Annotated in this window: 16 protein-coding genes; 6 read left to right on the forward strand and 10 right to left on the reverse strand. The window is 63.3% G+C overall.

The window, feature by feature from the left end:
• Positions 1-87: 87 nt before the first annotated feature.
• The 5 genes from infC to VGM51_11185 all read right to left on the reverse strand — a co-directional run bounded on the left by infC (position 88) and on the right by VGM51_11185 (position 5,677).
• The gene (infC, locus tag VGM51_11165; protein HEY3413596.1) at positions 88-594 is read right to left on the reverse strand and encodes a translation initiation factor IF-3; all 507 of its coding nucleotides are present in this window, start codon (positions 592-594) and stop codon (positions 88-90) included.
• A gap of 452 nt (positions 595-1,046) precedes the next feature.
• The gene (locus VGM51_11170) at positions 1,047-1,913 is read right to left on the reverse strand and encodes a prepilin-type N-terminal cleavage/methylation domain-containing protein (protein HEY3413597.1); all 867 of its coding nucleotides are present in this window, start codon (positions 1,911-1,913) and stop codon (positions 1,047-1,049) included.
• A 949-nt stretch (positions 1,914-2,862) separates the two neighbouring features.
• On the reverse strand, positions 2,863-3,702 hold the full coding sequence (locus VGM51_11175; GenBank protein ID HEY3413598.1) for a metallophosphoesterase: 840 nt from the start codon (positions 3,700-3,702) through the stop codon (positions 2,863-2,865).
• Positions 3,703-3,724: 22 nt separating this feature from the next.
• Positions 3,725-4,516 (reverse strand): dienelactone hydrolase family protein, encoded by a 792-nt coding sequence (locus VGM51_11180; GenBank protein ID HEY3413599.1) that lies wholly within the window; start codon positions 4,514-4,516, stop codon positions 3,725-3,727.
• 63 nt (positions 4,517-4,579) lie between these two features.
• The gene (locus VGM51_11185) at positions 4,580-5,677 is read right to left on the reverse strand and encodes a ScyD/ScyE family protein (GenBank protein HEY3413600.1); all 1,098 of its coding nucleotides are present in this window, start codon (positions 5,675-5,677) and stop codon (positions 4,580-4,582) included.
• 200 nt (positions 5,678-5,877) lie between these two features.
• Between VGM51_11185 and VGM51_11190 the strand changes: the two genes are divergently transcribed.
• The 3 genes from VGM51_11190 to mnmG all read left to right on the forward strand — a co-directional run bounded on the left by VGM51_11190 (position 5,878) and on the right by mnmG (position 9,778).
• A complete protein-coding gene (locus VGM51_11190) occupies positions 5,878-7,164 on the forward strand; it encodes a heterodisulfide reductase-related iron-sulfur binding cluster (GenBank protein ID HEY3413601.1) in 1,287 nt (428 codons plus the stop codon).
• A gap of 93 nt (positions 7,165-7,257) precedes the next feature.
• Positions 7,258-7,671 (forward strand): endonuclease domain-containing protein, encoded by a 414-nt coding sequence (locus VGM51_11195; GenBank protein ID HEY3413602.1) that lies wholly within the window; start codon positions 7,258-7,260, stop codon positions 7,669-7,671.
• Between the two features lie 118 nt (positions 7,672-7,789).
• On the forward strand, positions 7,790-9,778 hold the full coding sequence (mnmG, locus tag VGM51_11200) for a tRNA uridine-5-carboxymethylaminomethyl(34) synthesis enzyme MnmG (GenBank protein ID HEY3413603.1): 1,989 nt from the start codon (positions 7,790-7,792) through the stop codon (positions 9,776-9,778).
• A 9-nt stretch (positions 9,779-9,787) separates the two neighbouring features.
• Here mnmG and VGM51_11205 read toward each other — a convergent pair whose 3' ends face one another.
• Positions 9,788-10,723 carry a dockerin type I repeat-containing protein gene (locus VGM51_11205; GenBank protein ID HEY3413604.1) on the reverse strand — a complete coding sequence of 312 codons (936 nt, stop codon included), beginning with the start codon at positions 10,721-10,723 and terminating at the stop codon, positions 9,788-9,790.
• Between the two features lie 34 nt (positions 10,724-10,757).
• Positions 10,758-11,699 (reverse strand): dockerin type I repeat-containing protein, encoded by a 942-nt coding sequence (locus VGM51_11210; GenBank protein ID HEY3413605.1) that lies wholly within the window; start codon positions 11,697-11,699, stop codon positions 10,758-10,760.
• A 118-nt stretch (positions 11,700-11,817) separates the two neighbouring features.
• Here VGM51_11210 and VGM51_11215 point away from each other — a divergent pair, with 118 nt between their 5' ends.
• Both VGM51_11215 and VGM51_11220 read left to right on the forward strand, forming a co-directional pair.
• Entirely contained in the window at positions 11,818-12,894 is a 1,077-nt protein-coding gene (locus VGM51_11215; GenBank protein HEY3413606.1) for a serine hydrolase domain-containing protein, read from the forward strand.
• Positions 12,895-12,935: 41 nt separating this feature from the next.
• A complete protein-coding gene (locus VGM51_11220; GenBank protein HEY3413607.1) occupies positions 12,936-14,000 on the forward strand; it encodes a serine hydrolase domain-containing protein in 1,065 nt (354 codons plus the stop codon).
• Between the two features lie 330 nt (positions 14,001-14,330).
• Here the strand turns inward: VGM51_11220 and VGM51_11225 are convergent, their stop codons facing one another.
• The 3 genes from VGM51_11225 to VGM51_11235 all read right to left on the reverse strand — a co-directional run bounded on the left by VGM51_11225 (position 14,331) and on the right by VGM51_11235 (position 18,972).
• Entirely contained in the window at positions 14,331-15,380 is a 1,050-nt protein-coding gene (locus VGM51_11225) for a hypothetical protein (GenBank protein ID HEY3413608.1), read from the reverse strand.
• Positions 15,381-15,604: 224 nt separating this feature from the next.
• On the reverse strand, positions 15,605-16,114 hold the full coding sequence (locus VGM51_11230) for a hypothetical protein (GenBank protein HEY3413609.1): 510 nt from the start codon (positions 16,112-16,114) through the stop codon (positions 15,605-15,607).
• A 224-nt stretch (positions 16,115-16,338) separates the two neighbouring features.
• Entirely contained in the window at positions 16,339-18,972 is a 2,634-nt protein-coding gene (locus VGM51_11235; GenBank protein ID HEY3413610.1) for a TonB-dependent receptor, read from the reverse strand.
• 372 nt (positions 18,973-19,344) lie between these two features.
• On the opposite strand from VGM51_11235, the gene VGM51_11240 reads away from it, so the two are divergent.
• A complete protein-coding gene (locus VGM51_11240) occupies positions 19,345-20,466 on the forward strand; it encodes a porin (GenBank protein HEY3413611.1) in 1,122 nt (373 codons plus the stop codon).
• Positions 20,467-20,497 lie beyond the last annotated feature (31 nt).

Genomic DNA, 20,497 nt, shown 5'->3' on the forward strand with positions numbered 1-20,497 from the left:
AAGGAGTTTTCGCTCAGGATGTCACGCAGACCGTCTGCGTTCCCGATTACCTCATTTCCGAATCACCCGGTTTCCCCGTTTCCCAAATCACGCGGCCGGTTTGGGCGCCAGGATCATGGTCATCTGGCGTCCTTCGAGTATGGGGGGGCGCTCCACGATGCCGACTTCCTTGATTTCGTCGGCCATGCGGTCCATGGATTTGCGGGCGAATTCGGGGTGGGTGGCTTCGCGGCTTCGGAAGAGCATGGTGACCTTCACCTTATCGCCGGCGGCCAGGAATTTACGGGCGTTGTTGGCCTTGGTGACCAGATCGTGCTCGTCAATGCGGGGGCGCATGCGGATGCCCTTGAGGTCGGAAGTCTTCTGCTTCTTGCGGGCCTCGCCTTCGCGCTTGCTCTGTTCGTACTTGTACTTCCCGTAATCAATGATGCGGCAGACGGGCGGCTTCGCCTGGGGGGCAACCTCGACCAGGTCCAGGTTACGCGAACGGGCGAGGTCGTTGGCCTCACGGCTGGACATAATGCCCAATTGGCCACCGTCTTCGTCCACCACGCGAATCTCCATTGCGCGGATTCGCTCATTGAGCCGGGGCATATCCCGGAAGTCGCGGGGGTCACGCCCCCTATAGCGGTCGTTGATGTAGATACCTCCGATACGAATTGGCGGCCCATGTGGGCCGCTGAGACAGAGAAATGATACCAGAGAACGGAGCGCCGTGTCAAACAGCGGCTGGGGGTCTTGGGTCGTGCAATGGAGAATGTAAAGTGCAAGGTGGGGGGAGGGGGCCCGCATTTGCCCCATCGGCTGAAGCCGACGTCTGCTATACGAAACCGGCTCAACCCGGTTGGCTTCCGTCGGTGTGCGCGTTCATCAGTCGGCTTCAGACGACTCTGTGCGACCAGCCGTCGGCTTCAGCCGATGGGGACTAACGGGATCGGACACGCACCACATTCCTGACACGCACCCCTGGGCCCGGAGGGGCTGACGAAGGAGGGGCCTCCACCGTGAAGGTGGAGGCCCCTCCCTTTAGACAGTCATGCGGCAGCCTATTGCGGGTTCCACATGTTGTTGGTATTGCCGGCAGCCCAGCAGTTGGTGTTGGTGATGACGGTGCCGCCGACGGAAGTTCCGAGGCCGACGCTCTTGCCGATCTTCATGAACTGCGCGTGGCCGTCGCAGAAGGCGTAGACTCCGCCTCCGCCGTACAGGTCGCGGGCAACGCCCTTGTCCGCCACGCCGGCGGCCCAGGGCTCGTTGTAGGAGGTGACGTTGGTGCCGGTTTCAACGAATGCGCGCGGGCTGATGTCAATGGGGCTGGACAGAGCACCCTGCCACTGGGTGGAGCCGGTGCCGGAGGGCGGGGTTCCAACGATCGGTGCGGGGGTGAGCGGCGCGTAGGTTCCGGTCATGGCCGTGTTGGTGGCCAGTTCCGCGAAGAGGATCGTCTGGGCCGGGCTGCCGATGGCGCCGGGGCTGGACGGGGCGGGCGGGTTGTTGTTGGCCGCGCTGAAGTCGGCGTTGCCGGTGAAGGTGGCCAGCGGAGGCGTGATCAGCAGGGCGTTGATGCCGTAGGTGAGGACGCGGCTGCGAACGGGATCGGCGAGCGATTTGATGCCGGTGTCGCCGTTATTGAAGGCGTCTTTGGCCTTGACCTGCGCGTTGATCTGCTCATCCCAGCAGTTGTGCGCGTAAGCGGTCGCACTGATCTGGGTCCAGCCCGGGAAGGTTTCCTGGTAGTCCTGGGAGTACATGGTGACGGCGGTGGCGAGCTGTTTGATGTTGTTCAGGGATTTCGTCTTCCGGGCGGACTCACGCGCTTTGGCGAAGACCGGGAAGAGGATGGCCGCCAGGATCGCGATGATGGCGATAACCACCAATAGTTCAATGAGCGTAAACGCTCTTTTCCGTTGCATTGTTTTCTCCATTCGAATCAATTATCTGTGTGAACCTGCTATGCAACCCCGGGGTATGCGCCCACGTCAAAGGCTTCAAGAGTCAGCCAGGACGTTGACACTGCCGGGTTTTCAGTTTGCCGTTGCCGAACCCTTGGGTCCGCCGCCGAAGCGGGAAGACATTGGGCGACGAAGGCCGCGTGCTGTCGGGCGGCCGCGTCGCAAGCGCCGGTGATGGACCGGACTTACCGACGCCACTCCCTGTGATTGGGGAGCGGTTATGATGGTATAAATGGATGGCGGTGTATTCGGTTGTAGTTTAGTCACCCCCTTTCGGAAGGTTTTGTCACGGTAATCGACGCCGTGGGGCACCCGCCTGGGGCGGGTTGACCGCCGCAGAGGCGCGGCGGCATCGATGCCGGATGAGGGCCATTGGTATAACCAACGATTAGTGCTCTCCCTATTAAGTATACCCCCAACCCCCTGAAAATGCTACATCCGTATTGACGCCCGCGGCCCTTGGGGTGTTCCTCTTTTCGGACGAACTGCGTAGGCCGCCGGATCCACGTTTTGTGGAAGTGCCACGCCGACTGAAGTCGGCGTCTGTTGTCCCCCAAAGTCGGCTGAAGCCGGTTGCGGAGGAATAGCTGGCGTTCCGCCGGTCGTACCGTGTTCGCGGCAAGCGGCGGGAGCGTGTCCCACCGACTGAAGTCGGTGTCTGGCGCCCCCCAAAGTCGGCTGAAGCCGACTGCGGAGGGATAGCAGGCGTTCCGCCGGTCGTACCGTGTTCGCCTCCGGGGGATCCGGCGGGAGCGTGCCACACCGACTGAAGTCGGCGTCTGGCGCCCCCCAAAGTCGGCTGAAGCCGACTGCGGAGGAATAACAGGCGTTTCGCCGGCCTTCCCGAACGCTTATCGCAGGCCCGGAGATCGGCGGGACGCCGGTCGTACCGTTTTCGCGGCGGGGCGCCTTATCCTGGAGGCAGGCTCTCCCGCCGCAGCACGGCGCCCGTGTCGGCGTCCTCGATGATCACTTCCACCCCGGTTTCGCTCACCTCGAACCGGTACACCGCGATGGGCTCCGTCTGTACGAAGTCGCGCCCCGTATAGTACGGCGATGAGAGGTTCACCGTGTGAATCGGCGTATCGCCGGCGTATTCCGTGCCGATCAGGCCATCCGTGGCAAGCGGGGAATGGGTGTGGCCGCAGATCCAGACGACCGGCTTTCCGGCGGACCGGACCAGCGCGCGCACCCGGGCGCTGCAGCCGACGCTGAAAAAGGGATCGCTGGACAGGAAGCAGTTGCGCCCTTCCGCGGCGCCGACGGTTCCCGAAAGCGGCGCGTGGCAGAAGGCGATAACCGGGCCCTTGGCGCGCTCGAGCGCGCTCTCCAGAATCGGCAGCGAGTCGCGTATATCCACCGAACAGCCGTCGATATCGCGGTCGGTGGAAAGGAAGGCCATCGTCACGGGCCCGGCAGTCCGGATGTACGACGGCGCCTTCAGGCCGAGCGCCATGCAAAATCGTTTCCTGGCGTCATCGTCGGGGCCGGTGTGGTATTCGTGATTGCCCATTATTGCCACCAGGGGCATGGGCAGGCGCTCCGCATAGGCGCGGAGTTCCGCATACTGCTCGGGAAGGCCCGCGTTAGTGAGGTCGCCCGGCGCCGCGAGGAATGCGGCGTCTTTGTGCCGGGCGGCGCCCCGGAACGCCGTCTCCAGGCGCGCGCGGTCATTCGCGCCAATGTGCAGATCGCCCAGGGCGACGAATGTGAGTGCAGGGGCCGAATCGGTGGAGGGGCGAGCGTTCATTCTCCTTTCAATATGCGACGGATCACCCCTCCTTTTTGAATATCTCGGCGAAAAAGGCCTTCATCGCCTCCCAAGAGCGGCGGTCGGCCTCCGCGTTATAGGCAGCGCCCTTGGAGTTATCCGAACCGGCTTCGGGGTTGGTGAACGAGTGGACGGCGTGGCTGTACAGGACGATCTGGTAGTCGACGCCGGCGTCTTTCATCTCCTGGTTCAGGGCCATGACCTGCGTGAGGGGCGAAAACGGGTCGTCGGCGCCGTGGAGGATGAGCACCTTGCCCTTGATGTTCTTCGCGTCCTGCGGCGTGGGGGTGTCCAGCCCGCCATGGAAGGTGACTACTCCGGCCACGTCCGCCCCGCTCCGGGCCAGTTCCAGCGCGGCCGAACCACCGAAGCAGTACCCGATGGCGGCGACGCGCCTGGGATCCACCATCTTGTTGGCAAGCAAGGCATCCATCGCGGCCCTCATCCTCGCGCGAAGCAGCGGGCGATCGGCCTTCAGCGCGCCGGCGAGCTTGCCGGCGTCGTCGGCGTTTGCCGCCCGAACCCCCTTGCCATAAAGGTCCACCGCGAGGGCCACGTAGCCGAGTTTGGCCAGCGCCTCCGCCTTAGAGCGCGAGAACGGCCCTTCGCCCAGCCAGTCGTGGGCTACGAGGATACCGGGGCGCCTGGCCGATGTGGCGTCGTCCCAGGAGATCGTGCCCCGCATCGTGAGCCCCGCTGATGAGTATTCGATCGGCTTCGAGACTATCTTCGCGTGGGCCATGGTCCCTCCCAGCGCCAGCGCCAGAACATACGCAACACTCCGCAATCGCATTCTTGTTCCCCGAAGACCGTGGGGGCCGGCGAACGTTACATGCCGGCCCCCAACCGCTTCAACTTACAGTCCGACTACCTTGAGCAACTCGCCTGAGACCGTGCCGGCTCCCGGCAGGATCCCGTTATTCGTTACGTAGGCGGTCCCGTCCGGCGCGAAGCAAAGCCCGGTCGGGAAATTGAGCCCGTCCAGCACCTTGGTGGCGGCGCCGTTTTTAGCGATCGACCAGATGGCGCCGCTCCCCGGTACGAACGGCGGGCCAGGATTGGGGTTGGGAGTGGCGAACTGAAGGATGTACAACTGGCCGGAAGGCGAATAGGCCGGCGAGATGGGCATCGTGATCGTGCCGGTCGGAACGAGGGTATGGTGCCCCTCACCATCGACCATTTCCACTCTGCCATTCGCAAAGCCGGATCTGCCGTTCCCGAAGAGGCATACTACCAGGCCGCCGAAACTGCGCCCTCTCTGGTATCTGCCTTCGTCGCGAGGTGATCTTCTTACGGCGATTCCGGTAACCGTGGGATCGCCCGGGAACTGGACGAAGAGGGATGCGTCACCGTTCGGTGCGACGCGCCACACTCCGTTGGCGCCGCCGTCCGCAACATACAGTTGCCCATCCGCGCCCACCGTCATTGCGAACGGGTTGGTATCCGGCGCCGATCCGACGGATAGATCGTTGGACTCCGCCAGCAAGGAAGTGAACGTTCGCGTCCGGCTTCCGACCACTTTCAGGATCGGGGACGAAATGAGGTCGCCTGCAACGCCGTTGAGGGGATCGTAGATCGCCTGTGCGATGTAAAGGCTGCCGTGCCAGAACGCGAGGCCGGATGGGCCGACGGAGGCGCCTTCATCGAAACGGGAGAGGAGCCCGGTCGCGACCGGGGAGACAGTTCCGTCCGGGGATACCTTGACAACACCGCCGGACTTGTTGAACGGAGCCCCGTCCAGGAGAGGATCGGTGGGGGCGGCGTGCCCGGAGAGGGCAACGTACACCCAGCCATCGGGGCCAACGACTGCCTGTTTGGGTGCATCGAGCCCGGTAGCGACAACAGTAGCCGTTGGGGCAGCCCACGCGTGGGTCACTGCCGTTGCGAGGGTTGCTGCGCACACGAAGGGTATCAAGGCGGCGTAACGCGCGGTGCGCAAAGCCATTTGGTTCATCTAACGTACCTCCTGATCAACAGCCGCCCGGGATTGGGCCGGCTGGAACGGAAGTATCACACCTCTCAGGGGCATGAAGTTCCGGCTGGGGGCGTCCATCGTTCAATCACGGTCCGGCGCACCGCCGTGCCGCCGAGAACGAACGTGCGCAATTCCCCGCTCATTGACCCCCACCGCCCGTGGGGCGTAGGATGCACGTAATGGAGCAAACAGCCACCAATTCACCCGCGCCGGTCCGGTCGTTCTACGACGGCCTGCTGGACTGCGTTCACTGCGGTTTCTGCCTCGATGTGTGCCCAACGTATGCCGAGACGGGCAACGAGGCGGAGAGCCCGCGCGGACGCATCTACCTGATGCGCGCCGTCGAGGAGGGCGTTCGGGAGCTGGACGCGTCGGCGGTGGAGCACCTATCGCGCTGCGTCGGGTGCCGCGCCTGCGAGACCGCCTGCCCGAGCGGCGTCGCGTATGGCGGGCTGATCGAGATTCAGAGGCAGCGCATTCGCCTGGCCGGTATGGACCCGAAACCGATTTCGCGAGCGAAACGCCTGCTGCTCTGGACGCTGACGGACGAGCGCCGCGCGGCCCTCGCGATGGGGCCGGCGGCCTGGGCCGGGCGCATTCTGGGCGCGGGCCGAAACGTGATACCGGCGCTGTTCACCCGCCTGCTGGGCGGTACCGAGCCGATGAACCTGCACCACCCGGTAGCTCCCCTGGCGCACGGCGTCCCCCGGCGCACACCGCCCGCCGGCAGGAAGCGGGCGACCGTGGCGATGCTGTCCGGCTGCGTGATGAACGTCCTGTATCACGATGTGAATATGGCGACGATCCGCGTGCTGGCCGCGAACGGTTGCGAGGTGCTGATTCCCAAAGGCCACCAATGCTGCGGCGCCTTGCACGCTCACAACGGCGAACTGGACCGGGCGAAGGAGATGGCGAAGAAGACGATCGCCGCGTTTGAGAGGGTGGACGTCGAGGCGATCGTGGTGAACAGCGCGGGCTGCGGGTCCACGATGAAGGAGTACGGCCACCTGCTGGGCGACGATCCGGCCTGGGCCGCCCGCGCGGCGGCGTTCAGCGCCAAGGTGAAGGACGTCAACGAGTTCCTGGACGCGCTCGGCCTCACCCAGCCCCTCAACCCGGTCCGCGCCGTAGCGACCTACCACGATGCGTGCCACCTCGGCCACGCGCAGGGCATACGGATGGCCCCTCGCCGCCTGATGGCGCAGGTTCCCGGCCTCACGCTGCTGCCGCTCGAGGAATCCGAGCTCTGCTGCGGAAGCGCGGGCATCTACAATTTCCTGGAGCCCGATATGGCCGGCCGTTTGCAACGCCGCAAGGTGGACAACATCCTGGCGACCGGCGCGCAGATGGTCATCACGGCCAACCCGGGCTGCCTGAGCTGGATCAACGACGGCCTGCTGAAGCACGGCGAGAACCTGGAAGTGCTTCACCCGGTGGAGATACTGGACCGGGCGCTGGGGGTGTAGGGGTGCCCCCTCCCCCAGCCCCTCCCCCGCGCTGCGGGGGCGGGGAGCCGGAATCACGGCGTAGATCGCAAGGACAGACCTACCGATAGGCTCATTCAGCAGGCTCGTTGCTTCCGCAAGGAGCCGACGCCCGCCGAGCACGATCTCTGGAATCGATTGCGGCGGCGCCAGGTATGCGGCGCGCATTTCCGGCGGCAGCACCCCATGGGCCGCTTCATTACCGACTTCTACTGCGACGACGCACGCCTCGTGATTGAAGTGGACGGCGCCGTTCACTTGGAAGCCTCCCAGCGGGAGCGTGACGACGCCCGGGACGCCGCGATGCGGAAGTTCGAGTTGGAGGTCTTACGCTTCACGAACACCGACGTGCTATCGGATATCGAAGCCGTGGTTGAGACGATTGCCAGGTATGTCGAAGCGCACCGGTACGGAGCCCCCTCCCCCAGCCCCTCCCCCAGCCCCTCCCCCGCGCTGCGGAGGAGGGGAGCCGAAACGGGCAACCAGTAGGTCTGCGACAGAACGCGGTGTGGGTGGCTGCAGGAGGAGTTCATTCCGGGTTCCCCCGCTCCCGCAGCGCGGGGGAGGGGGTTAGGGGGAGGGGGCAACTCCCGTCTATCATGCCCGTATGAGTTCGGACCGGGAATACGACGTCATCGTGATCGGCGGGGGGCACGCGGGGTGCGAGGCCGCGCTCGCGTCCGCGCGCATGGGGCGCAGCACGCTGCTCGTGACGCTTTCGAGGGCAAGCATCGCCACGATGCCGTGCAACTGCTCCATCGGCGGGCCTGCCAAGGGCATCGTCGTGCGCGAGATCGACGCGCTGGGCGGGCAGATGGGCATTACGTCGGACGCCACGACGACGCACATCCGGATGCTCAACACCGCCAAAGGGCCGGCCGTCCAATGCCTCCGCGCCCAGTGCGACAAGTCGCTCTATCACCGGCACATGCTGGACGCCATCGAGAACCAGCCAAACCTGGAGGTGTTGGAGGACGAGGTCGTCGGATTGCTGACTGAGGAGGCAGGAGGCAGGAGACAGGAGACAGGATCCAAGGGCCAGGAGTCAGGATTCAGGATTCAGGATTCAGCGGGGCCAATCCGGATTCTGGGGATTATCACCCGACTCAACGGCGAAGTTGCGGCGAAGGCGGTTGTACTGACGACTGGTACGTTTTTACGGGGTCTGATGCACTCCGGCGATGTGAAGACGGTCGGAGGCCGGGTTGACGAGGACGCATCATATCCGCTCTCCGAAGCCCTGAAAGCGCTGGGGTTCGACCTGGGCCGGTTCAAGACCGGGACGCCGCCGCGCGTGGCGAAGGAGTCAGTCGACTACTCGAAGGCCGAGGAACAGCAGTCGGATCCCCAACCGCTCTGGTTTTCGTTCACCGCCGAGCCTCTGGAGCGTCCCGGCCTGCTGAGCAACTGGCTCACGTTCACGAACGAGGCGACGCACGAGGTCATACGCCGCAATCTTCACCTCAGCGCGATGTACGGAGGTCACATCGAGGGTATCGGCCCGCGCTATTGCCCCAGCATCGAGGACAAGGTCGTCCGCTTCCCGCACCACGACCGCCACAACGTCTTCCTGGAGCAGGAGGGCTGGGACACCAACAGCATCTACGTACAGGGAATGAGCACAAGCCTGCCCGCCGAAGTGCAGGTGGAATATCTCCACACGATGCCGGGGCTGGAGGAAGCGGTGATGCTCCGGCCCGGTTACGCGGTCGAGTATGACGTGGTGTTCCCCCAGCAGTTGTACCCCACGCTGGAGACCAAGCGCGTCGGGGGGCTGTTCACGGCGGGGCAGATCAACGGCACCAGCGGTTACGAGGAAGCGGCGGGCCAGGGGCTCGTCGCCGGGATCAACGCGGCACGCCTGGCCTGGGGCGAGCCGCCCATGGTGCTGCGTCGCGATGAATCGTACATCGGGGTGATGATCGACGATCTCGTGACGAAGGGCGTCAATGAGCCGTACCGCCTGCTCACAAGCCGGGCGGAACGCCGGATGCTGTTGCGCCACGACAACGCCGACCTCCGCCTCACCGCGATCGGTCGCGAGGTCGGTCTTGTCGATGATACGCGCTGGGGGTTGTTCGAAGCGCGGCGGGACTGGATCGCAGGCGAGGAGCGGCACCTTTTCAGCACGGTGGTGACGCCTACCGCCGCGGTGCTCGCATGGCTGGCGGAGCGCGGACAGCCGCCGATGGCGCAGCCGACCACTCTGGGCGACCTGCTGAAACGGAACGGCCTTTCGTACCACGATATATGCGACCTTGAGCGCGTGGTACCAGGCAATGCGCGGGAATTGCCGGCGTTCAGGCCTCAGTCCTCCGATGTCGAGACATTGAGCGTCAGCATCAAGTATTCCGGCTATATCGAGCGGGAAAGGCTGGAAGCGTCACGGCAGAAGGGCATGGAGGACCGCGCCATCCCGCCGGATATCGACTACACGGCGATTCGCGGCCTCAGCAACGAAGGCATTCATAACCTCGGCGCGGTCCGCCCGCTGACAGTGGGGCAGGCGTCCAGAATACCGGGGCTCACCCCCGCCGATATATCGGTGCTCCTGGTTGTGCTGGATGCGAGAGGGCGCGCCGCCGCGCAAGCGTGAGCCGCCGGCCTACGGGTACAGCACTCCGTGGACGTTCGCTGAAACGAGCTTGACGTCCGGATTGATGGTCTTGGTCGTCGTCAGGAGGGTGGTGAGCGTGTAGCCGTGCTGCACCGGGCCGAGGAATGGGACGTACCAGTAGTAGTCCTTGCCGCTCAGCAACGGGAAGCTGCTGTAATTCAGCGTCACCTTGTAGGCGTTATCGAAGATGTGTACACCATCGGCGATGGTGACCGATACGGGTCCGGAGACGCTGGCATTGTACGAAACCGTCACCGGCGAGGGCGCGGCGGGGCTGGTCGCCGTCGTCGTTCCGCTCCACGTCGTTCCATTCTGCAGAGGGTATTTGGCAACGATGAGCGGCGGAGAGAACGAGGTTACGTTGCCGCCGAGCACGAGCTGGGTTGCCTGAACGGACGCCGGCGTGTCCGTCGCGTCCGTGACCTGAAGCAGATGCTGCACGGCGCCGTCGGACGCGGTCACCTCGTAAACGTTGTTGTAGGTGACTCCGCCCACTGTCTCGGAGATCGGCCCTGTAATGACGTTCGATTCGTCGGGGAGGCCGGTTCCGGGCCCCGTCGTGGCGGCGCCGGTGGCGTCATACTTCCGGACGGTGTACGAATTGCCGTTCTCCAGGAGCATCCCCGTGGATTTCGCCGGCCACGCGGCGGTCGAGAGGCCTCCGGCCCGGCGCGCGACCCGCAACGCGTCCAGAATTGTGATTCTACCGTCGCCGAAACTGCCGCCGTTGTAGTCGTTCACCGGGGCGACGTCACCGTTTCGCCGCATCGTATCATCGACGGGCGTGAACCCGGCCGCCGCCTGCAGCAGGACAACCGCGTCCCGGTAGTCCACCGCGCCATCGCCGTTCGCATCGCCATAGACCGGCGCCGCGTGTGCGCACGCTGCCCCGAGGATAACCGCCGCCGCCGCAATGATTCTCAATATCGCCCCCTGCCCTCGCCTGACCGGCGCTCGCCTACGGATACAACACGCCGTGGATGTTCGCGTTCACCAATTTGTAGTCGGGGTTGATCGTCGTCGTCTGCAGGAAGATCGTGCGGCTGTACCCGTGCTGAACCGGACCGAGGAACGGGACGAACCAGTAATACTCCGTGCCGCTCGGGCCGGGGAACGCGGTGCTGTAGGTGATAGTGACGCGCCACGCGTTGTCGAAAGCGTGCGTCTGGTCGGCCGTTGTGACCACCACCGGCCCCTGAACCGTTCCGGCGTATGTGGCCGGGAACTGCAAGCCAGACACCACGTCGGTCACCGTAGTCTGTCCGAACCAGGTGACGCCGTCCTGGAAGGGATACTGGGCAACAATCAGCGGCGGATTGAACGTTGTGGCGTTCCCTCCGAACACGAGTTGGGTGGCCTGGAGCGAGGCCGGCGTGTTCGTGCCGTCCAGCACCTGAAGCATGTGCTCTTCGATGCCATTGACCGGCTTGATCACGTAGACACCGGGCACGGCCGTTCCGCCGACCAGATCGGTGATGGGGCCCGAGATGGTTTCGGCCACGTCCGGAACATCCTGGTCCGGCCCGGTGACGGCGGCGCCGTTGACTCCGTATTTTCGGAGCACGAAGGTGTTGTCCTGTTCGAGCACGAAAGCGGTGAACTTGGCGGGCCATTCGGCGGTAGACAAACCCCCGGCCTTGCGGAAAACGCGCAGCGCGTCCAGTATGTCGATCTTGCCATCCCCGAAACTGCCACCGTTATAGTCTCGTAGTGGAGCCACGTCGCCCGTTCGCCGGACGGAATCTGTGTCGGGGCGCAGGCCACCGGCCACTCGCAGCAATACGACGGCGTCCTTGAAGTCAATGACACCGTTTCCGTTCACATCACCGTACAAGGGTGCTGACCACGCGGCGGGAACCAGCATCAGAGCGCCGGCCAGCAGCCAATATCGGGAGTTCATCGCGCTTACCTCTTTGACTTCCGTGCGAGGCGCCAGGGAACACTCAGTCTGTAAGGCCGCCCGCAAACCGCTATGTTCAGTGGCAAGAAATGTGCCGCATAAAGGAGTTCATCGGCCCATGGCAACCGTGAGTCGAATTATGGCGCTGCGAACGCTGGTGTTCGCCGGCCTGCTTCTCCAGGCCGGCAGGTCGTTCGCGGATGCCGTGGACAATGAAATCCGCAGCGAGATGCACAAGCGCCACATTCCCGGTCTCGCCCTGGCGATCGTCCGCAACGGCAAGGTGATTCGGTCCAAAGGCTACGGATTCGCGAATCTTGAACTGGGCATCCGTGCGACGCCCGACACCGTGTTCAGCCTGCATTCCGTGAGCAAGCAGTTCTGCGCGGCCGGGATCATGCTGCTCATCCGCGACGGGAAGATCAAACTGGACGACCCCGTGACCAGGTATTTCCCGGAGTGCTCGCCCGCCTGGGATGCGATACAGGTCAGGCATCTGCTTAATCATACATCCGGAATCCCCGACTATCTCAATGAAGACCTGAAACTGCCGGACGCCGCATCGGATTCGGCCATCCCCGGCGCGGTCTCCAAACTGCCCCTCAAGTTCGCGCCGGGCAGCAAGTTCGCGTACAGCAATACCGGGTACCTGATGCTGGCACTGATGATCCATCAACTGACCGGCCGCCCGGACCCGGAATTCCTCCGCGAACGGATCTTCAAACCGCTGGGGATGGCCTCTTCGAGGACGTCCAGCCAGGCGGATATCATCCCGCGCCGCGCCGCGCGGTACGATTGGCAGAACGGCCATTTCGTGAATGGAAGGCCGCCGTCGACCGTGCCTGAGATTGGGGACGGCGGGATGCTGTCCACGGTCCTCGACCTCGCCAGATGGGATGCCGCGCTTTATACCGACAGGATCCTAACGGCGGGAGAGATACGCCTGATGTGGACGCCGGGCCCGTACGACGAAGAAGAAAAGGCACACTACGGCTTCGGATTCTACCTCGACTCTTTCAACGGCCATCGCAGAGTGTGGCACTACGGCGCGGGGTTCAGCGGCGAGAGGAGCGTTATCGCGCGCTACGTGGACGACAAGGTCACCGTCATCATCCTGGTGAACGGCGGCGAGCCCAAACTGCCGGCGCTGGTCAACCGGATCGCCGCGCAATTTCTGAACGACAGGAAGCGGTAACTGATCGCGTCGCGGGCGCCATGCCCCGGAGTTCAAGACATATGCAAAACACCATTTCCAGCCTCTTTGCCGCGGCCGTTCTGGCGGGTGCGCTCTCCGCCCCCGGGCACGCCGACAGGGTGGACGACCTGATACGCAACGTGATGCATAAGACGCACGTGCCAGGGCTTTCAATGGCGATCGTGCAAAACGGGAAGGTCATCCGGGCACAGGGTTACGGGTTCGCCAACCTGGAGTTGAAGGCGCCCGCTACGCCGGAAACGGTGTACAGCCTGCACTCCGTGAGCAAGCAATTCTGCGCGACCGGCATCATGCTTCTCGTGCGCGACGGCAAGGTGGGGCTGGATGACCCAGTCACAGAGTACTTCCCGGGCACGTCTCCCGCATGGGATGGCATCACGGTCCGTCATCTGCTGCACCATACTTCCGGCATCCCGGACTACCTGAACGACAACCTCAACCTGAACCTGGAGCCGAACGCGCCGGACTCAGCGATTCCACCCGCGGTGGCGCGATTCCCGCTGAAATTCAAACCGGGCGAGAAGTACGCGTACAGCAACACCGGTTACGTGATGCTGGCGCTGATCATCCACCAGGTGAGCGGGGCGCCCGACCCCGTCCTGCTGGCCGACCGCGTGTTCAAACCGCTCGGCATGACGGCAACGCGCAACGCGAATTCCATGGCCGTAATTCCGCACCGCGCCGCGAGATATGTGTGGAACGCGGGTGTATTTGTGAACGGCGCCCCGCCGGGGGATTCCGCGGAGATCTCCGACGGCGGAGTGCTTTCGACCGTGCTGGACCTCGCCAAATGGGACATCTCGCTCGACACGGACAAGGTCCTTACCGCGGCGGAACGCCGGCAAATGTGGACGCCCGGAACGGTGACGGATCCGTCGGGGTGCAAATACGGATTCGGGTTCTTCGTGGACACTTACAGGGGCCGCCCGCGCATCTGGCACTACGGTTCGAGCGGCGTCGGGCAGAGAGCGGTGATTGCGCAATTCCCGAAGGACAGACTGAGCGTTATTCTGCTGGTCAACGGCGGCGAACCCGTGTTGACGCGGCTGGCAAATCAGGTGGCGGACCACTATCTGAAGGGGTGACGGAGCACGACCGCGGCGCCCGCGTGCATTTCCCCGAATATCCACTGCGTCCGGATGTGACAAATTCAGATGGAAGTGGTAAAACGTATTTGGAATCGGCTCCGTTCAGTATCCCGGACAATCCGGGTCGCAACCGGCCTGAGAGGGTTGGAGGCACAATATGGAGCGACGAGCCTATGGACGGCGGATGCGATAGATGCGTCCGCCGTCCCTGGTTTTGGGGCCACCTCCGGCGCCGGCAATCGGACGGGGACGCTGCCGAAAAAGGAAATGCGGCCCGAGAAGGCCGCATTTCGAAATCCCAGCTCTGTCCAAACGCGCGGCGCGGGGTCAGTGATGGTGCACCAGGGTGATCGCGATGCCGAGGATCACGAAGAGCGCGCTGAGAACTCCGATGGCAAGGGGCGCCCAGGACTTACCGGGCTGATCGCCGACGTTCCATTCGAAAACTGAGCCGCCGGACGCCTTCTGCGACGCCGGCATAGCCGGCTCGACGATTACCACGGCCTCTGCAACCACGGGCGCGGCGGGCGCCGGAGCCTGCCGGGCCGGTTGTGGCGGCGCGGCGGTCGGTTGCGGCGGCGCAGGGGCAGCCTCCACCGGCGCCGGAACGGCGTCCCGCTGGGCGATCGTTTCCGCCAACAGATCGGTGGCCCAATCGGGAACGTCGCCGCCGGTCGGAACGGCGTGGGTCTCGGCCTGGTCGGTCATCGAGATGGCCTGCTCGACCGTCACATCGACGGTCATCTCCTTCACCCCTCCGTACCGCTTGCCGGGGTCGCTGGACATGCCTGTTCGGAGGGCATTCTCCCATGCCGGCGGCAGCCCGGTGACCGCTCCCGCGCCGGCGGGCGCCTTACCCGAGCACGCGAAGGCCGCCATCGCCGCCGCGGAGAAGACTTCCGATGCGGCGGTCGGCTGGCCCCCCTGCTTTGACTCAGGCGCCACGTAGGCCTCTTCAGGCCAGGATTCGAGACCGCCGACGTCGGCCAGTCGCGCCATAGGGTACGCCCAAACCCAACCGCCGACGCGAACGGCTGCGCCTTCCGGGAACACGTTGGCGGGGCACAGCCAACCATGGTAAATGCCCGCCGAGTGCATCGGTTCGAGCGCGGCCGCAACTGAATGCATGAAAGCCAGCACGTGATCGGCGGCCATGGGACCGGATCCAGCGATGACGTCCGCGAGGGACGACCCGCCGGGAGCCTCCTCCGCCAACCACAGCACTCCGCTCTCCACCCCTCCGCCGAGCACGGACAGGACGGAGGCCGGGCTTGGGGTAGCCACCGCCGCGGCCACGATGCGCTGGTAGACGGCGGTCACGGCGGCAAGGTCGGCCTCGTACAGGGCATCGGGAATCGCCAGCTGCGTCAGGCGCACAGGACGAGCGTCTGGGCCCGCCGCCAAAGCGACTGACCACGGACCGAAAACAACAGGAGTTTTAGTAATGGCGTATCCGCCGCACACATCGCGCATGGCAGGTGTCCTTTCAGGCGCCCCGGCAATGCTCTCAGCCGCAGGTCCCGCAAGCTTATGCCATGATTCGGCGGGTCTATCACCCAAACAACGTTTGTGCCCCGCCCGGTGGGGCGGGGCACAAATGGCTATCGAGGTTTGGCGGGTGCTTCGCGGAGGCGCTGGCCGCTGTAGCGGAGCGCTCTCTTCGCGGCGGGCGCCGCCGATTGCTGGTTGCCGTAAAGGTACCAGTCTCCGTTTTCCCAGTGAAGGACATCGTCGTAGGTCTGCACGGACTGGCTCACCTGGCCGGTATTGGCATCTGTGGCGGTCAGCGTCTCGGTCCAGTTAACGTAGGCCATGTTGCCAGCCACGCGGATGTCGTGGAACACCTGGTCTTCCTGGATGTTGTTCCAGTCGATGAACAGGTTGGCGAAGCCGTTCTTAACGTCGTCATAGGTGTACCCGTAGTCCAGGTAGGAGTAGGAATACACGGACATCGCGCGCTGGATATCCTTGTTCTCAATGCCTTTCTGCAGCTCGCGATAGCGGCCCTTGATCCGGGAGACGTCAGTATCTCCGCCGCCGCCGCCGCCGCAGCCGGCCACCAAGACCGCCATCACCCCCATCGCCGCCAGCAGCAGTAACTTCGATTTCATGTCGCTCACCTCCACAAAAATGACTGGTTCCACCGTTTCCGGTTCTTCCATCCGTATGATGCCACAACAGACGGCCATTTGGCCCGATAGCGGGGCGGAAGTGGAATCGCCACTTCAACTACCTTCCCCCACCCGCCATTCACCATCCACCAAAAAGGAACGTGGCCCGAACCGAAGTCCGGGCCACGCTCCTTTAACGTGGAGGCGATTGCCTCTTTGTGGGTTTAGAAGGTCTGGTGGACACCGATGAGGACGAAGATCGGCGGGACGGTGGTCCACGTCTTGTACTCGAAGTGCGCCGGGTACGTTGTACCGTCCACCGTTACCGGGGTGGGAACGTATCCGTAGGTGTTCGTGCCCGTCAGCGGGTTCTGCCAGAACTTGGCTGTTACGTCTTTGCTGTTCGTCAGGTTCTGAACCTGCATGAAGTAGTAAGACGACTTCTGCTTGTTGTTGTAGAGGCGGAAGGTGACGGACAGGTTCTTGTGCCAGCCCGTGTTGAACGGGTTCACTTCGCCGGTGTTGAGCTTGCCGTTCACGATGATGGGAAGTTCGTCGGTGGTTTGGTTGCCGTTCGGGTCCAGGCCGTAGCCGGCCCCGGTAGGACCGTCGCCGGGCTGTCCATACGGGTAGCCGGAGCCGAGTTCGAGCATCGGGTTGATCTCGAAGGCGCCCTTATTGTATTTGCCCACGACGTAGATCGTGTGCTTCTGGTCGAAGTTCAGGCGATGCTCCGCGTTCGGATCGGTAGCCGAGCCAATAGAATCGGTAACGAGAGAACCGACGACGTTGCTCTTGGCGGTCTGATACGTGTAGGTGATCCAGCCGCTGAGGCCGTTCACTTCGCGCATCTCGAGTTTGGTCTCAACGCCCCTGGTCTTGCCATGGCCGCTGTTATTGTAAACGAAGCCCTGTTTGTCTGTCGGATCGTACTGACCGAAGTTCGTGTAGTTGAACGCGTCTTTGGTCTTGCGATAGTAAGGCGTGATAGCGAGGCCGACGACCTTGGACAGCTGGGTTTCGATGCCCACGTCATAGCCATCCACGATCTCCGGCTTCACGTCAAAGAGGCGGCGGTTGCCCATGCTGAGCGGGCGCGTGTTCCCGCCCGGGCCGGTTGTGGCAACGTAGTAGCGGGATTCCAGGTTGGCCGGCGCGAACTGAATGAAACGTCCGGCGGACGCCTTCAAGAGCGTCTTGGGAGACAGGGTCAGCGTGGCGCCGATACGCGGCGTGGTCTTGGAGTAGGTGTTCTTGGCGCCCATGGTAGCGAGCAGAGCCTCGTCCGCGGCCTTGCGGTCCGCGTTTGTCATCGTGCTCAGGGTGGCGGCGGCTGCCGACCGGTCATACCGGCGGGAGTCGTAGCGAAGACCGGCGTCGATCACGAGGCTGCCGGTGGGCTTCCAGGTGGTTGACAGATAGCCGTTGCGGTCCAGCGTGGGGTTATGGCGAACGCGATGGGAAACGCGGAGCGACGCTGGGTCGTTGAAATCGCCGGACAGCTGGACGAGCGCGTTCCTGTTAGCGGCGTCGACCATCTCACCGCCGATACGAACCGTAAACGCCGGGCCCATCTGGGTGGTGAAGTCGAGTTTGCCGGCATTCAGTTTGTCGCGGTTGGTGACGTCCGCGATGTCCCACGAAGACAGCTGGTTGGCGTCCACGCGGCGGTCCCACGAATAGAACTGGCCGGTGAGTCCGCTGGTATTGGTGAACTGGTGGTTCCATGTGAGGGAACCGATGTTGTGCTGCTGGACCTGGTAGTCCTGAGTGAGCGGAGTGCTCACAAAGGCGTTGTTCTGGTAGTTGAACTCGTAGATGTGGGCGCCGGTATAGGTGTCGGCCCAAGGCTTGCCGGTGTACGGGTCGTTGACGGGCAGGTTGTAATGCTCGGCGCCGTTTGTGTACATCAGGGTGAAGCGGTCCTTCTTGCCGAAGGGCTGGATGAGCTTGATGATTTCGTCGTTGGATGCGGGGAGCGATTCCAGCTGGTGGTTCTTCTCGAAGCGTGTGCGGAAGAAGTTCCCGGAGACGTACCAGTTGAACCCGTTCTTTTCAACGTTGCCCTGTTCGTAAACGAGGCCGCTGTAATCCCACGAACCGGTGCTGGCTTCCACGGCGGCCTGGCCGCGCATGGAGGCGCCCGTCTTGACGACGGAATTGATGATGCCGCCGATGGCGGAGCCGAGTTCAGCGCGGTAGCCGCCTGTGTAGACGTTCATCCGGTCGAGGCCGACGGTGACGAGGTTGGTGGCGAATCCACCGGATGACGGCTCAACGATGAGGATGCCGTCCAGCATGTAGCCGACTTCCTGAATGCGCGATCCGCGCACGGACGGGTAGCCGTCCGCGTCCGGGATAATACCAGGCTGGGAAATGAGGGCACCAGGATACTGGTACAGGTTGTTCGGCTGAGAGCGAACGAGCTGCTCCTCTTTACTGGTCACGGTGTACAGCGTCGGGGTGACGTTCTTGTGAATGAGCGGTGCAATGACAGTCTGCACGCCCGTGAATACGGTTTCGCGCTTGGAAAGGACAAGGTCAACAGTACTCGTCAGTTCCTGGGTCACGTTCACGCTGGCACTGACCGTCTGGAAGCCAACGAGGGCTGCCTGAACGGTGTGGGTGCCGGGAAGGATGTCCGAGATCACGAACTTGCCGGAGGCGTTCGTGACGTCCATCTGGCCGGTGTCAACGGAGATCTGAACACCGGGCAGGGAGTTGCCGTTGGCATCACTGACGGTTCCCGCGATGGTGCCGGTGGTCAAAGATTGGGCGTGTGTCCGTGTTGCCACACCCAGACCAACGGTCATAGCGAGCGCCATCATGGCCGCAAGCGAGCGAACAGTAAGTCTCACAGTTGTCTCCCTCCTCCAAAAAGGGGATGACGCGTGTTCCTCTTCGTCCGGGCGGACGGGTCGAGGGATTGCGCGGAGAGCGTGATTGCTCTGCCATGATGATAGCATCGGTATATGGAGGCAGGATGCTTAGACCGAATGGACGGTTGAATATAAGTTCCAAAAGAATTTCACATTGGTCATCCTCTCTTCATTCGGGCTCTCGAAACAAGCCGGCAACACCGGCCTAATGCAATCTTAATGGTTTCGCCACGGGTGTGAAACGGCCTGAATGGTATTGTTTGAACATCGACTTGCGACAGCCGAGAGGATCGGACGGAACGAGGGAATTGTCCCTGCTCTCGCGTCGCGGATGTTCAATGGAGGTTGCCCGTGCACAAGATACGCCCATTCTTCGCGGCTTTGCCGCTGCTTGCCGCCGTCGCTCACGCCCAGGATGCCCCGGTCGTCCAGGCTCCGGCGCCGCCCGCCATCCAGGTGAGCGGCTTCGTGGACTGGTACTACGAGTACAATTTCAACCGTCCGCAGCGGTACATTTCCGACGGCGCAGGCGGAACCACTCTCAATCCCATCCAGAACAACCTGCGGAATTTTGATTTCAAGGACAATCAGTTCGCTCTCAACATGGCGGAAGTGGTTATCCAGAAGGCGCCGGCCCCGGTTGGGTTCCATGTGAACCTGGCGTTCGGGAAGGCCACGGACTATATCCACGCCGGCGAACCGGGTGGCGCCGACACGTACAAGCATATCCTACAGGCCTACCTGACCGCCCCGGTGAAGGCGTTCGGCAAAGGGGACACGATCGATGTCGGCAAATTCGTGACTTCCCACGGCGCCGAGGTGATCGAAACCAAGGACAACTGGAACTACACGCGCAGCCTGCTCTTCGCGTGGGCCATCCCCTATTACCACGCCGGACTGCGATACAACCACCCAATCGACGCGACATCCAGCCTCACCCTGCATCTGGTCAACGGCTGGAATAATGTTGAAGACAATAACACCTCGCCCAGCGTCGGCTTTATGTACACCAAGGCGTTCACGCCGAAGTTCACCTGGGTGCAGAACTACATGGGAGGGCCCGAGCAGAACAAGGACAACAAGGATATCCGGCACCTGATTGACACGGTGCTGACCTACAACGCAACGGACAAGACGTCGCTGATGCTGAACACGGACTTCGGGTTCGACAAGGTTGCGGGGCAGAACGTGAAATGGAGCGGGGTGGCCGGCTACGTCCGCCAGGCGCTCACGCCATCCACAGCCGTGGTGGCCCGCGCGGAGTATTACGATGATAAGGATGGCTTCACCACAGGCACGGTTCAGAAGGTGAAGGAAGCGACGCTTACCTATGAGTGGAAATCCACGACCGGCCTCCTCACCCGCGCGGAATTCCGATACGACAAGTCCAACGCGGATTCATTTCAGAATCACGATGGCACCGGAAAGGACTCCCAGGCGACGGTGCTTCTGGGAACCGTCTACGCTTTCTAGCACAGACGGCGGTCCACGGTACGGCCCGCCG

This window comes from Armatimonadota bacterium, assembly GCA_036504095.1.
Lineage (GTDB): Bacteria > Armatimonadota > DTGP01 > JAKQQT01 > JAKQQT01 > DASXUL01.